Annotated in this window: 9 protein-coding genes; 7 read left to right on the top strand and 2 right to left on the bottom strand. The window is 64.3% G+C overall.

The window, feature by feature from the left end; all coding sequences use genetic code 11:
- Positions 1-16: 16 nt before the first annotated feature.
- From AC3XQU_RS04465 to AC3XQU_RS04445, 5 genes are all read left to right on the top strand, one after another.
- On the top strand, positions 17-1,378 hold the full coding sequence (locus AC3XQU_RS04465) for an ATP-binding protein (RefSeq protein ID WP_489872938.1): 1,362 nt from the start codon (positions 17-19) through the stop codon (positions 1,376-1,378).
- Position 1,379: 1 nt separating this feature from the next.
- Complete coding sequence (locus AC3XQU_RS04460; RefSeq protein WP_489872937.1) at positions 1,380-3,950, top strand: hypothetical protein; 2,571 nt, start codon at positions 1,380-1,382, stop codon at positions 3,948-3,950.
- Positions 3,951-3,985: 35 nt separating this feature from the next.
- Complete coding sequence (locus AC3XQU_RS04455; RefSeq protein WP_489872936.1) at positions 3,986-5,512, top strand: eCIS core domain-containing protein; 1,527 nt, start codon at positions 3,986-3,988, stop codon at positions 5,510-5,512.
- An 80-nt stretch (positions 5,513-5,592) separates the two neighbouring features.
- The gene (locus tag AC3XQU_RS04450) at positions 5,593-7,359 is read left to right on the top strand and encodes an eCIS core domain-containing protein (protein ID WP_489872935.1); all 1,767 of its coding nucleotides are present in this window, start codon (positions 5,593-5,595) and stop codon (positions 7,357-7,359) included.
- A gap of 553 nt (positions 7,360-7,912) precedes the next feature.
- Positions 7,913-9,232: a sigma-54-dependent transcriptional regulator gene (locus AC3XQU_RS04445; RefSeq protein WP_489872934.1), complete on the top strand. Its 1,320-nt coding sequence runs from the start codon at positions 7,913-7,915 to the stop codon at positions 9,230-9,232.
- 7 nt (positions 9,233-9,239) lie between these two features.
- Here the strand turns inward: AC3XQU_RS04445 and AC3XQU_RS04440 are convergent, their stop codons facing one another.
- Together AC3XQU_RS04440 and AC3XQU_RS04435 are read right to left on the bottom strand one after the other, a co-directional pair.
- Positions 9,240-9,602, bottom strand: coding sequence for a hypothetical protein (locus AC3XQU_RS04440; protein ID WP_489872933.1), 363 nt, complete (start codon positions 9,600-9,602; stop codon positions 9,240-9,242).
- A 55-nt stretch (positions 9,603-9,657) separates the two neighbouring features.
- A complete protein-coding gene (locus AC3XQU_RS04435) occupies positions 9,658-11,820 on the bottom strand; it encodes a protein kinase domain-containing protein (protein ID WP_489872932.1) in 2,163 nt (720 codons plus the stop codon).
- A gap of 114 nt (positions 11,821-11,934) precedes the next feature.
- Between AC3XQU_RS04435 and AC3XQU_RS04430 the strand changes: the two genes are divergently transcribed.
- Complete coding sequence (locus AC3XQU_RS04430) at positions 11,935-12,474, top strand: hypothetical protein (RefSeq protein WP_489872931.1); 540 nt, start codon at positions 11,935-11,937, stop codon at positions 12,472-12,474.
- A gap of 162 nt (positions 12,475-12,636) precedes the next feature.
- Entirely contained in the window at positions 12,637-14,925 is a 2,289-nt protein-coding gene (locus AC3XQU_RS04425; RefSeq protein ID WP_489872930.1) for a DUF4214 domain-containing protein, read from the top strand.
- Positions 14,926-14,956: the final 31 nt, after the last annotated feature.

The following is a 14,956-nucleotide window of genomic DNA, read 5'->3' as shown; positions in this document are numbered from 1 at the left end:
AGAAAGGAAGGACCCGATGAACCAGCTCCGTACCCCGATGCATGCCAGCGCGGACAATGCGCGCGCGCTCGAACGCGAAATTGCCTGGTTTTCCCAGCTGCTGGACGCGCGCTTCACGCATTATTTCGGACAGCCCGCTACGTCCTTCGCGCCGCCGCCGGCGCCTAGCCTGGACGCCGACGGCTCCTGGTACGCCGGCGTGGTGCAGGAGCACGCCATGAACGACGACGAGCGGATCGTGCTGATGCTGGCCTTGATGCCGCACCTGCGGCCCCAGGCCCTGGACCTGATGTTCACGCAGAACCAGGTGCAGGCCAAGCGCTTCACCGAATTCGGCGGCTGGAAGGGCAAGACCCATGAAGGCTTCCTGCCTACCTGCGAAACGGCGCTCTTCATCCTGGCCGGTGACGACCTGGCGCGCCGGATCCAGGTGAGCGCGATCTTCGATGACACGCATTTCTTCGCAAGCGCCAGGCTGCTGCGCCTGGAGCACGGCGGCGAAGGCGAGCCCGCGTTCAGCGCGCGCCTGGGCGTGGCTCCCGACTGCCTGCAGCGCATCCTGAGGGGCTGTTCCGACCAGCCGGACTACGGCGCGGCGTTCCCGGCCAAGCGCATCACCACCAAACTGGGCTGGAGCGACCTGGTGGTGTCGCCCGAAGTGCGCAGCGAAATCGACCATATCGGCCTGTGGCTGTCCCGCGCCGGCACGCTGCTGCAGGAGTGGGGACTGGACAAGGCCGTCAAGCCGGGCTACCGCTGCCTGTTCTACGGGCCGCCCGGCACCGGCAAGACGCTCACTGCCACCCTGATGGGCGCGGCCGGCAATGCCGACGTCTACCGCGTCGACCTGTCGATGGTGATCTCGAAATACATCGGCGAGACCGAGAAGAACCTGGCCAACCTGTTCGACCAGGCCCGGGACAAGAACTGGATCCTGTTCTTCGACGAGGCCGACGCCCTGTTCGGCAAGCGCACCCAGGGCAGCAGCGCGAACGACCGCCACGCCAACCAGGAAATCTCCTACCTGCTGCAGCGGGTCGAGGATTTTCCGGGCGTGGTGATCCTGGCGAGCAACCTGCGCGGCAACATCGACGAAGCCTTCGCCCGCCGCTTCCAGAGCGCCATCCATTTCGCCATGCCCGACGCCGACCAGCGCGCCACCCTTTGGCGGCGCGTGTTCCAGGATCCCGCACGGGTGGGAAGCGACGTGTGCTTCGAGGCGCTGGCCGAGCGCTACGAACTATCCGGCGGGGCGATTGCCAACGCGGCGCGCTACGCGGCCGTGCAGGCGGCGCGCGCAGGCCGGAACGCGGTCTGCCAGCACGACCTGTTGAGCGGCATTACCAAAGAATTGATTAAAGAAGGGCGTACGCACTGACATGATGACCACCGCATACCTGATTCGCATCCCGGCCTTGCTCGGCGCCTGCCTGTTGGCGGCAGCCGCCCTCGGCGCATCGCCGCCCGCGGCACCGGAGGCAATGGTCGTTGCCACCGGGCCTGGCTGCGGGGGAGGGAAATATGAAGGCCGGGTCAGGCAGATCCAGGAGGACCTGGGCAGGATCTACGCGCATGATCCAGTCTTCAGGCGCGGAGCCGGTGGGGGCGCCAAGCGGCTACAGGACGGCATATTCGGGGAAGTTACCAGCAAGTGGCTCGCCAAGTTCTGCGAAGAGCACCCGTTCAAGGTGCGCGCGCGCAGTGTCGATGCCGATGTGGCCGCGGAGTTGTCGCGTTATCGCGCCAGCCTTGACCTCGCGGCGCCAGCTGCCGAGGCTGATTTGGAGACGCCGCTGGAAGCGAGCTACCGCTACGATCCGGAGGCATTGCGCAAGCCCAAGAACGTCGACCTGATCGTGGCGCGCCTGCGCACGCTGCTCGATCACTATGTGGGCAAGGAAGAATTCGATGCGGCGGTGCGCCGGGCGCTCAAAGGTTTGAACCCCGACACCGTGACCCTCGACCGGATTGCCGGCTTCTCCGCGGTCGATGGCTTCATGCTGCCGGAACGGAAACTGGCCCAGCTCAAGGGGGCATCCCTCGCACTGCGCGAGAAGCTCAAGCTCAAGACGGACGTCGACTACGCGAGTGCCGACGACTTCCACCTGGACCTGGAAACCGCGGTGGGCGAGGGGCCCGAGAGGGCGGAGCTGGCCCGCTACATGCGGCGGATCGACCAGCTGGCCCAGACCACCCATTACCGGATTCCACCTACCATCGCGGCGGACCTCGCGGGGGCGGCGGAACTGGATCCGCCGATCGCCCAGCTGTACCAGGGTATCGCGAAGATCGCGTACCCGTCCAAGTCGCTGCTCGAGCAGGCCTTGCGCGCGCGGCTCGAATGGGCGCTGGGCATGTGCAGCGCGAATCGCCACCGGCAAGATGGGCGGCTGGCCGATGACGACATCGAGCCGCTCTGGAAGCTGGTTGATGCCGGCCCGGACAAGCTCGGGCGGGTCACGGCGCTGCGGGCCGAGCAGGCCCGCTGCAACGCGGCGCAGATGGCAGAAGCGAAGCAGCTCATCAACGATGGCCACCTTGCCCTGTACCGCAGGCTCGACAAGGCGGCCGACCTGGTCAAGCCGGCTATCGCCCCTCCCTTGGCGGGGCAGGCCGGCGCGCGCGCCATCCCTGGCTGCGGTTGCGCCCACGACGCGCGCGACGGCATGACCTACGGTTTTTATCCGCTCTGGACCGACGCCAGCGCCAAGGCCACCCGCGAAGTCGATTTCGATGTCCTCTCGCGCATCGGCCTGTATGGATTGACCATCGACGACAAGGGGAAACTGCATCTGCCGGCCGGCATCGGCACGCCGCCTTGGATGCTGCTGAAGTCGGCGCACCGCCACATGACCAAGGTCGACTGGGTGATCTACAAGAACGACTGGCCGCCGGCCGGTAAGGGGAATACGGCGGACTTCCTGGACAAGCTGCGCCGTGGCATCGACGAGTGGCTCGGCACGCGCAACCCGGAAACGGACTGGCACGGCACTGCCCTGGCTACCTTCGGCAGGGAGCGCGGTCCGACGATCGGCGACGGCATCGTGCTGCGCTTCCACGGTTTCCCTGCCGATCAGGGATCCCAGGAAGCCCTGGGCGACTTCGTGGCGGCGCTCGCCCTTGACCTGGGGGCGATGAAGCCCTCGCGTCGTCTGTCGATCATGGTGACGGAGCAAGACTTGCTCGGTGCGGCCGACAATGCAGACGAGCCCCGGGCTTTCTCCGCCGCCAACCTGCATGCCCTGATCGAGCGCTCCAATCCCATCGCAACCGAACAGGATCCCGCGACCATCAGGCGCCTTCGCGAAAACGACATGCGCGTGCTGGTGCTGATGCAGGAACCGACCTCCCGCCAGAAACTGCTGCTGCGCGGGGGGATCGAAAATGCGTTGTTCAGCAGCGATCGGGTCCGCACGCTGCGCAATGTGATTCCGGTGGTCGAATATGACGGCGTGCGCGCCGGACAGCTCAACGATGACATCGTCTACTTCCAGGATAACTTCGGCGGGATCGGGTTCTGGCCGATGCCCTTCGCAAACCCCAACGACGAGGTCGAGGGCGCTACCACGGCCAACAGGATCCTGCACTCCCATTTCCACCGCGCGGGCGTGGACGGCGGCATCCTGTCCGAGGCGGTCGACCTGATCTGCCCGAACCGCAGCTGGCTGCGCTGGCTGGCCTGGGTATCCCTGATCGGGGCCGCGGCGGCCATCGTCACCCTGGCCCGCTGCCGCGGATGCGGTACGCGGCTCGACAGCAACCGCTTCTACATGGCCGGCATGGTGGCCATCATCGTCTTGCCGGTGCTGGTGATCGCGGTCCTGATCGTGGGCGATCCGCTGACCCAGCAGGGGTTCGGAGTGCCGTGGTTCGTGGGGGTCCTGCTCAGCATCGCGGTGCTGGTGTTCGGGGCGTACGAGTTGTTGAAGCCGGCGCGCAAATTGCCGTGACCCGGGTTGCACCCTAGCCAAAACAGGAGTACGGCATGCGAAGCAAAACAGAACGCAATGAAAGCGCTTCCCAATCCGAACGCGCTGAGCGCACCGCCCCGACAAAAGTGTCGGCCGACGCGGCCGTCGTCGCGGACATGCGCCCGCAAGAGCTGGTGCAGCGACACAAGGCGGCGCTGGCCAACACCGGTCAGCGGATGGATAGCCAGCGGCTTGCTGCCGGCGCGATCCAGCGCAAGGGCGCAGACGGCCCCGCGGCGCAGAACGGGACCGGCCTGCCGGACCAGCTAAAGGCGGGCATCGAATCGCTTTCCGGGATCGGCATGGACGGCGTCAAGGTTCATTACAACTCGCCCCGGCCGGCGCAGTTGCATGCCCATGCCTTCGCGCAGGGCGGCGATATCCACCTCGCTCCGGGACAGGAGCGCCACTTGCCGCACGAGGCCTGGCACGTGGTGCAGCAGGCGCAGGGCAGGGTGTCGCCAACGATGCAGATGAAGCACCAGACCCTGGTCAACGATGACGCCGGGCTGGAACAGGAGGCGGACACCATGGGCGCGCGCGCGCTCGCCGCTGGCGCCCTTCCGACGCAGACGGACTCGACCTCCCGTGGGCAGACCCAATCCGGGGATGCCGTACAGCGCAAGGTGGCATGGGACCCGATGGACGGCGCGGCGACGCGGGCGCGTTATGCGCCTGAACGTAACGCGGCGATCACGTCGGCCTCCTACAAAAGCCAGTACCTGAAGGTCGATGCTCTCGGCGAGCGCGTGATGGTCCTCGAGCTGGGCAGCGTAGCCAAGTCCGAAGGAAATTTCACCTACGAAGCCGGGAACGTGGGCGGTGTCGTGCGCATCCACCCCCTGGACGGGACCGCCACGGCGGACAATGTTGACTTCAACGACAACATCGCGGTGATTGGCCACGAGTTCCAGCATGCGCTCGACAGGCTGGGCGACAAGAAGGTCGATGCGTTCGACTTGCCGGAGGCCGACCCCCGCCGCAAGAACATCCTGCATACCGAATGGCGCGCATGGGCGGTCGAAGCGGCCATCGCGTTCCAGCAAAGCGCCGGGCGCGTCGACGACCACGCGAGGATGAACGGGCACCAGAAAAAGATGTTGCTCACTTACTTGAATCCGGAGACCCGGACGGTGGACGGCAACCACTTCCTGCGCAAGACCTACACCTATCTGAAGGACAAGGTCGATGCCGGCATCACGATCGAAGGCACAAGGGAGTGGATGCGGACCGAAGAGGCGATCGGGTGGTGGTCTGAAAGCCTGGGCATGTTTCGTGCGCACGCTCTCATTGTGGAGGCCGTGGTCGAACCTGTAGCGGTGGCGGTCGATTCCGCCGTCATCGACGTGAGGCTGACGATCGACAGCGACGCCGATTTCGAGAGGGTCGCGCCTGGGCTCAAGCGGGCCGGGACCGAAGTGGACAAGGTACGCAAGGATGGCGCCTATCGGGTCGTGCGCTTCAAGGGGCGCGAGTATCGCGTTGCGGCAAGCCTGATGGAGCTGGGTTATTTCGATACCGCCAAGGGTGGTTGGGGCTGAGGGTGCTTTCACCGCGATGCAGATGTGAGCGGGTCGGTGTGGAAGTGCGTTGTGCGGATCAAACAAATCAGGGATGAATCATGTACACGGGAACAGAGCAGCGCGAAAACGATGCGGCGTCGGCCGACGCGCAACAGCCGGTGACACAGCGCGCGCCTCCGGTCGGCGCATTTGACGATCAACGGCCGCAGGCGTTGGCACAACGTCAGCACACGGAAATTGCCAACACCAGCGCCCGGCTGCTACAGCAGCGCCATGCCACAGGTGCGATCCAGCGCAAGAGCCAGGCGGATGCTGCGCCGAATCGCACAGGGCTGCCGGACCAGCTGAAGGCAGGAATCGAGTCGCTTTCCGGGATCAGCATGGATGGGGTGAAGGTGCACTACAACTCGTCGCAGCCGGCGCAGTTCAATGCGCATGCGTATGCGCAGGGGAGCGATATCCACATTGGGCCGGGGCAGGAAAGACATTTGCCCCATGAGGCTTGGCACGTTGTTCAGCAGGCTCAGGGACGGGTGCGCCCGACAATTCAAATGAAAGGGGGACTGTTAGTCAATGACAACATTGGGCTGGAGCTGGAAGCAGACATCATGGGTGCCCGTGCATTCTATAGCGGCGCCGTGATGCAACACTTGACTCAAAGTATGGAACACACCGAAATCCTCAAGCAACCACTTGCAGTGAATGGATTCGAGGACATAGCGAAAGACGATCTTACGCCTTTGAAAATTAACGCTAGTTACCCGATTCAACGAAAGATGGGCTTTGAATTTGAAACAGATTATAAATTCAAACTAAAGCATGAAGATGAGTGGAAACCAGTTGGGCGCACCAAGGGGAAGCCTTTTTATCAGGCAAATGGTTTCGCTATCGAAGGAGATACGCATGATAACTGCGAATTTATCCTGGATGCAGTTGAGTCGAAATCTGAAGCAATCACTGCTGTCAGAGCCGCGGTAGATTTGACTGAAGAGTTGGATGGGATTTTCTTGGAAAACTTGGTTGAGAAGAAGCCTGGTAACGGTTGGAAAAGGGAAACTCAGATTCAAAATGCTGGCAACGGTTGGATGGCGGATGCGCAAGTAACTCAAGGAGTGCCGCTCGAAAATCTTCATGAATACATCAGAGATCACCTGGATGAAGACGCGATGACGGAGCATGAAGTCCTTGTTAAAAACGCTTCAATTGGCAGTGCTGTAAGTCCAGCTGTGCAAGGCCTCGTTGAGCTGATTATACAGTTTGTTCATACCTTTAGTAATTGGGACGGGGCGTCTGCAGATGAGGGTCCTAAAAATGCCCAAGTCTGGATGGCGCGCACTAAGTATATTTATATGTTTCAAGCGCTTAGTGGCCAAAAAGAAAAAGCGAGCTTTGCTGCGTTGTTCTTTAGCGACTCAAAGTGGATCAAAGAAAACCCGATTACCCTTGCCACAAAAGTGGAAGGGCACCATCAGGTAATCCCGAAGAAGTTCATGAAAGCCGACGCCGAGGAACATGACGATACTGAGAGCGCAACAACGACGTTGAAACAGTGGATCACTGAGTTATGTGAGGGTACAGACGTCGATTCGATGTCGCCGCCAGGATCGTGGGCTGGAGGAAATTACGGAATGGGTCTGATGGAAATGGATGAGGAAAGTAGCAAGGTCCCATTAGTCTTGATTGAATATCGCTTGGCGGAAAGCCGGAAAGACATGGATAAATGGTTAGGGGTGGGCCTGCCGGCCGCCGCTTGGGAAGAATATGTCGCGGAGCAGTTTGACAAGGCCCTGAAATGGAACGAAACTCTAAAAGAGCAAAAGGTCAACAAGAGCGCGGGCAAAAAGAAAAAAACAAAAGGAAATTGAAGCTCTTGGAGCGGATGAATCGAAATACTGGCAAAAATAATGGACTGTGCCATTCATTTTTAGTGATTTGACAAATTTGTATGCTATAAACTTCAAGTATCTGCCTATCGCTGTTTATGGAGTCGGGCGGAGATTTCAGGTTTGAAAATTGCACTAAAGAGATTCATACAGGGTCGCGAAGGCGAATCCAGCGTAGTTTCCCGCGTGTTTCAGTGGCTAGGGCGGAAGCAAGTTCGGTTTTTGGTCGTAACAACAGCCTGAATGCGATCTCAGCTGTCGTCACGTTCGATTTTCGCGCATCGGGAGCAAGCAAACGAACGGTGGCAGAGTAAAATAGATTTTTTGCACGAGTCTCTGCACCGCGTCATTGCCAAGCCATATGAGCTATTCCGATTACACGCTGACCTCGCCGTTTCCCGAACTGGACAGCGCCTCCGCACCCCTGCTCTCCATTAGCATCCTATGGCACACCGACCACGCTCGCATTGGCGAGCAGTCTGTTGCTGGCATCGGAGGCGACCTTATTGAACTGAGCCGTTATGCTCCCCTATTCATGCACCCAGGGTGCGAGGGACTGGCGCTTGGCCACGGCGGCATTTCACGCCAGCCCCTGCGCCTGGTGCGCGACGTCCAGGACAATATCGCAATAACGCTCCCCGCCAGCCCGATGCTCGTCGAGGTCAACGGCCTGCCGGTCAAGGACATCGTCCACTTCACCGCAGCCCAGATCGCCGACGGCCAGATCCTGACCCTGGGCCGCGCCGTGGTCCTGTGCCTGCACTGGACGAACCGCCTCCCCAAGCTCAACCCCGTGCCCGGCCTGATCGGCGTGGGCAGCGCGAGTATCGGCGTGCGCGAGCAGGTCCGCATGGCGGCGCCGAGCGGCTTGCCGGTGCTGCTGCTGGGCGAAACCGGCACCGGCAAGGAAATCGCCGCGCGCGCGATCCACGCGCTAAGTGACCGCGCCGGCGCGCCGCTGGTGACGGTCAACATGGCGGCGCTCGGCGAATCCTCCGCTGCGCTCGAGCTGTTCGGCGCAGAAGAGGACGCCTTCCAGGGTACGTCGGCACGCCGCGATGGGCTGTTCGCGCAAGCCGACGGTGCCACCCTCTTCCTCGACGAGATCGGCAATGCGCCCGCGGCCGTGCAGCCGATGCTGCTGCGCGTGCTGGAGGGCGGCGACTACCGCCCAAGCGGCGCCGCCCGGGAGCGGCGCGCAACCGCGCGCCTGATCGCCGCCTCCGACCAGGACTTGGACGCGGGCGCCTTCAACCAGGCCTTGCTGCACCGGCTGGAAGGCTTCGTGATCCGGATGCCGCCGCTGCGCACCCGGCGCGAGGACATCGGTGTGCTGATCCTGGATGTGCTGGCGCAGCAGGGCGTCGAGGCGGACTTGCCGGCGGCGTTGGTGGCGGAACTGGCGGCATTCGACTGGCCCGGCAACGTGCGCCAGCTGTCGCATGTACTGCAGCGCGCGGTACTGATGCTGCGCGAAGGCGTGACGCCTACGCTGGCACAATTAGTGCGCACGAGCCGGCCGCACGTCGAGCCGCCCGCGGCGCCGACGCCACGCAGCGAATCCGCCACGCCGCGCCGCAGGCCATCCGCCCTGTCCGACGGCGATGTCCTGGACGCGATGGCCGCGCATGACTGGAACATCCTGGCGGCGGCGCAGGCGCTGGGTATCTCGCGGCCCAGCCTCTACAAGCTCCTGGAAGACCACCCGGACATCCGCCGCGCCGAAACCATCCCCGAAAACGAGATCGCCCACGCAATGCAGGACTGCGAGGGCGACATCGAGCGCTGCGCGGCGTATCTGAAAACGCCGGCGGAAGCCTTGCGGCGCCGCTGGCGGGTGCTGCGTCCGGACTGATACGCGCTTATATCCCGGTCGAACCGACTTCCAGCTCCGGGTCAGGCAGGAAATAGAAGCTGCTGATGCCGTCTTTCTGCGCTTCGATGGCGATCGCGAATCCCCAGTGGCCGTTCGTCTCACCGACATTGAGCTGCTGCTTTTGCATCAGGTCGATCGGGTTGCCGCCGAAGAGCGGCCCGGTGCTGCCTTGCGCGCGCGGTCCGCTCATCAAGGTCGCCTGGACGACTTTTCCAGGGGCGTCGATGGTGAAGCTGACGTTGTCGCCCTTGTTGGTCTTGATGACTTTCGGCGTGTGGCCATTGGTGCTCCAACGTGCGATGTTGCTGTCCTTGTCGCATATGACGGTGATCGAGTGACCCGTTTGCATAGTGGCTTTCAGTGGGTGGATGAATGTGCTTGAAGCACGGGGTACCCGGACCGAATCAGTCCGGGCGATAACGTTCGTCCCGCCGCAAGTCCACCAGGTCCGGTTCGGCATCGATGAACTTGACCGGGTAGCCCAGGCGGCGGGCGCTATTGATGGCAACGAGGGCTGCATCCCGCTGGCCGAGCAATTCATGGGCCAGCCCGGCGCGGAACTGCACCTCCGCGCTCTTGGGCGCCAGTGCGATCGCGCGCGGCAGCAGGGTAGCGGCTTCCGCGGCGGCCCCGACGCGCGCGGCGTACAGGCCCATGCGCGAGACCAGCAGCACGTCGTCCGGCGCGCGGGCCAGGCGTGGCGCCAGTAGCTCGCGTGCCTTGCCGTAGGCGGCGCGTGCCTGGCTTTCGCGGCCCGGTATCCAGTTCAGGGTATCGGCCAGGTTGGCCCAGAGCTGGTATTCGCCGGGCGCGCCGCGCGTGGGCGATACCGCGTTCTCGAAAGCGGTGGCCGCGCCCACGTAGTCCTGGCGCAGGAACAAGGCATTGCCGAGGTTCGTGTACAGCTTGGCGCTGGGCCGGATCTGCAGGCCTTGTTGCAGCACCTGCAGCGCTTCGTCGTCGCGGTTCTGGCGCAGCAGGGCGGCATTCAGGTTGGCGTAGCCGGCGGCGGAATCGGGCTGCAGCGCGATGCTGTGCCGGAAAGCGCGTTCGGCCGCCGCGTAGTCGGCTTGTTCGTAATAGACGGTGCCGAGTTCGTCGGTGAATACGCGCTCTTGCGGGAAGCGGGCGATGGCCTCCTGCAGCCTGGCGCGCGCATCGTCGTAGCGGTGCATCCGGCGCAAGGCCGCGCCCTGGCCGTACCAGGCGAAGAAATTGTTGGGGTCCAGGCGCAGCCCCTCGGCGTGGGCAAGCAGGGCTTCCTCGCGCTTGCCCTGGTTGTCCAGCACCCAGCCGCGCGCGATGTGGCTCAGCGCCAGCTGGTCGTTGAGCTGGGCCGCGCGCTGGGCGCTGGCGTCGGCGCGCTGCAGCCAGGTTTCGTCGCGCTTGTCGGTCTGGTAGCGCTGGGAATACATCAGCGACATGCCGGCCGCGGCCGCCGCGCTGTCCGGACGGCGCGCGAGGATACGGCGGAAATGCTGCTCGGCGCTGTCCAGGCTGCCCGGACGGTCGAACAGCTTCAGCGCGGCCAGTCCCTGCTGCATCTCGACCGATTCGGAGAAGGGTGCGAGCGAAGGGCCAAGCGCCTTCACATAGGGAGTTGCTACCCAGGCGCCGGCGGCCAGCAGCGCCACGGACAAGATGCCCGCCTGCAGACGGCGGGTACGCGCCGGGGTGGGCGCCCTGGCCGGACGTGCCGGCGCCGAAGCGTGCGCCGTAGCAGGCGCCGCCAGCTGCGCCAGTGCGGCCAATACCTCGGCCATGCCGGCCAGCCGCTGGGATGTCCGGCGCGCCGTCATCGCGCGGATCAGGGCAACCAGCTGCGGGCTGGTGTCGAGCGGGTAGTTCCAGCCGTCGGACGAGGTCTGCACCTGGGCCGCCGCAAGCGCCAGGCCATCGAGCGCGGCGAACGGCCTGGCGCCGCAGACCATCTCGTACAGCATCAGCCCCAGTGCATACACATCGGCCTGCGGGGACAAGGGCGCGCCCAGCATGCGTTCCGGCGCCATGTAGGCGATGGTGCCTTGCAACGCCTCGGGCGTGAGTGTCGCGGTGGCCAGCACGTCCAGGTGGTGGGCCAGTCCGAAATCGAGCACACGGACCGTGCCGCCCGGTTCGAGCATCAGGTTCGACGGCTTGAGGTCGCCGTGCACCAGCCCGGACGCGTGGGCGTCGCGCATGGCTTCGCCGATCTGGCGCGTCCAGTCGAGGGCGTCGGCAAGCGCCACGGGCCCCGCCGCCAGGACCTGCTTGAGGGTGCGGCCGGGCACCAGTTCCATGACGATCGACTGGGTGGCGCCGTCGTCTTCGATCGCGTGCACTTTGACGAAGGCAGCATGGCGCAGCGAGGCGCCCAGGCGCGCTTCGCGTACCAGGTCGGCGCCGGCGCGCTCGGCTTCGGTATGCTTGATGCATTTGATGGCAACCGGGCGGCACAGCTTACTGTCCCAGGCCTCGTACACCCGGCCGAAGCCGCCTTCGCCAAGACAGCCACGGACGTCGTAATGGCCGGGCAGCGTCGGCGCTGCCGGCGCCAGGGTGTCGGAGATGAGGGAGGGGGTCGTCATTGTGCGGTGCTTGAGGCGGGTCAATACACATTACAGTAAACGTTACATCTATGCAATGCTGGGCGGGTTCCCCGGCAATGCTACACTCCGCCCTCACACTGACGGCTCAATCCCATGACGAACAAAAAACCAGCCCCTGGCGGCAAACCAGATGGCGCCCCTGGCGGGCGCCCGGAGAATCCCTTCCTCGACGGCGATTTCTATAACCGCGTGCGCGACTACACCGAGCGCGATGCGACCTTCTCGAAGGAACTCAAGGCGATCGCCGACCGCGGCGCCGGCAAGCACGGCACCGATGCGCGCTACGCCCCCTCGCTGGAATTCCTGCGCGGCGTGACCAAGAAGGGCGTCTCGTTCAAGGACATGCTCGACCGCATCGTGCTGGGCCAGGAATCCGGCGCCTGGCAACCATGGCTGGCCGCTTTCGGCATCGAATTGAAGGGCGTCAGCTACGACAAGGCGGGCCCGCGCAACGCCCGGCTGGCCCTGGACATCAGCCTGAACGCCAAGGCCAATCCGCTGTTCTCGAATGCCGGGATCCGCAACTGGCGCAGCCTGGTAGCGGAAGACTGCGCCCAGCTGCAGGTCGAAAAGCCGACCGTCGAAACGCCGGCCAGGGCCTACGCGATTTTCTTCCTGGACGCAGCCGAGTAAGCCGGCGCCAGTCCTGTCACACAAAGCTCGCCCCGGCGGGCTTTTTTTACGGGGCGAGCCATCCTTACCCACCTCTCATATTCTCTAGGCCTGCGGCGCAAAAACCAGCGCAAGGGCCTGCGTTTCGCATAACATCGCGCTTTTCACCTCGTTGGCGGCCCCATGCGTAAATTCATCCAGTCGGCCCTCCTGGCGGCCTGCTTCGTCCTCGCGTCCTGCGGTGGCGAGCAGCAGGCGGAGGGCGTCGGTTCCATGCAGGGATCGCGCGCCGCGGTCAGCATCGATGCCACCTACGAGAAGCTGGTCCAGCAACTGTATATCGGATTTTTCGGCCGGCCCGCCGATCCTGCCGGCCTGGCCTACTACGGCCAAGTCTTCCGGTCTGCCAATGCGCCCGCGACGATTCTCGAACTGGACAAGGCCTACCGGACCAGCGCAACGATCCGCAGCCTGCTCGACGGCTTTGCCGACAGCGCCGAATCGCGCCAGCTCTATCCCTATTGCGACTGGATCGGCTGCGACTATACCTGGGTGTACGCCGTCTACCGCGGCCTGCTGTCGCGCGATCCGGATGTCGCGGGCTCGGAATACTGGGCCAATACCCTGAGCCAGAAGGGGGCGACGCGCGCCGGCGTGCTTTTGTCGATATTGAGCGGGGCACGCGGTGCCGACGCCGAACTCATCGAGCGCAAGACGCGCATCGCGATGCAGTTCACGCGCGGGATCGATGCGGCCGGCCAGGCCGCTGCCTACAGCGGGCATCTCGCGAACGCGGTGGTGCGCGCGATGCTGCACAACACGCCGGGCCTGGCCGACGATGGCGCGCTGCAGCGCCATATCGACGGGGAAGTCGCACGCTTGGCCGCCCTGGCCTCGGGTGCGGTCGAGGAGGTTGCCCCGGGCAGCCGCAAGCTGCTGCTGCTGGCATCGACGCAGCGCATGGGCGACAGCGGCGCACGGCTCGCGGCACTGGCCAATGCCATGCAGGACGACCTGAACCGCCTGCGCAAGAATGGTCCCGTGTGGAACGTGACGGTCATGCAGGCGGGCGCGTCGATCTGGGACATCCGCGCCCAGCTGCGGGGCTACGACGGCGCCATCCTGGTGGGCCAGGTTGCGGTGCCGTCGATGGGCGAAGCGCCTTTCCTCGACCCCTACCGGCTGCCGGATTGCCCGGCCTTCGAGATCGACGCGGCAGGCGTGGTGCTCAACGGGCTGGCGCTGCGCTCGATCGACCCGCGCTGCCGCAATGGGCTGGTCGTCTCGGTCTTGCGCGGCACCAGTGCGCTGGCCGAGCCGGCGGAGATCGCGGCCAAGCTGGACCAGATGGTGGCCTACCACAAGGCCAGCAGTTCCGCGAATGCGACCTGGACGCGGCTTTTCCGTTTTGTCCAGGGGGGCTGGTTCGGTGGGCCCAGCCATCAGTGGGGCGACCTGGCCCACCTGTGGTCGGGGCCGAACCTGTATCCCGCGGCTGCCATCCGTTACGAGAATACGGGCAGCGCGGTACAGCGGCGCGACCAGTTGCTCGACTGCCTGCGGCAGAACAACGAGATGTGCGCCGCGATGGTGCATGGCGATCCCCGCTTCCTGCAGTTCGAAGGACCCGGCACCGTCGGGAATTTCTATTCCAGCGACGCGACCGACTGGTATGCATCCGATCTTCCCGCGCAGTTCGTCAAGGCCAAGTACGTCGAGCTGGTGTCCTGCAGTTCTCAGAATTTCTTCCACGAGCAATCGGTCGGCACCAGCCTGCTGATGCGCGGCGACGCACTGCTCACGCGCGGGATGACGACCGTCGTGCTGGTTGGGAGTCACTATGAGGAAGACGTCGTCAGGAACGAATACGCCATGCTGCAGACCGGCAGCACCTTCGCCGAGGCCTTGTACGGCCGCATGGAAAACACGCCGGACAGCATCCAGGGAGATCCGTATATCACGATGCGGCAGGCGCCCGTGGGACCCCAACCCAAGCTCCTGATCGACGGCAAGCACTACAACGGTGGGGCAGTGTCGGTGCCGGTGGCGATGCCCGATGCGGTGGGCGGCGCCAGCGCGCGGCGCGTCATCACCTTGTCCAACCGTGGCGACGCCGACTTGCACGTGCGGATCGGCTCGACGTTCGCCTTCTACGGCGTCGATGACCTGAGCGGCAAGGCAAGGGCATGGGAATACGGTTTCAATGCGCAGTACGAGTCGGATTACACCCAGGTCTTCTCCGACGGACGGGTGCTCGCCTCGCCGGAAGCCGTCGTCGAGCAGAACGGCGGCGCCATGCCGATCATGCTCAAGCCGGGGCAAAGCGTCGCACTGACCTACAAGCTCAGCGTGCGCACCGGCCCGGACGGCAAGCCCAAATTGCCAGGCCTGTACACCGGCCAGCTGACGGTGACCTCGAACGATCCAGGCAGTGCGCGCATCTACCTGGAAATGGAAGGCCGGGTCCGCTAAACGACGAGCCCCATGGCAGGGGCTGGCCGCT

The sequence above is a fragment of the Telluria sp. AZSoR62 genome, from assembly GCF_058111565.1.
The sequence above is the reverse complement of the archived record's forward strand: the minus strand, read 5'-3'. Positions and strand labels throughout refer to the sequence as shown.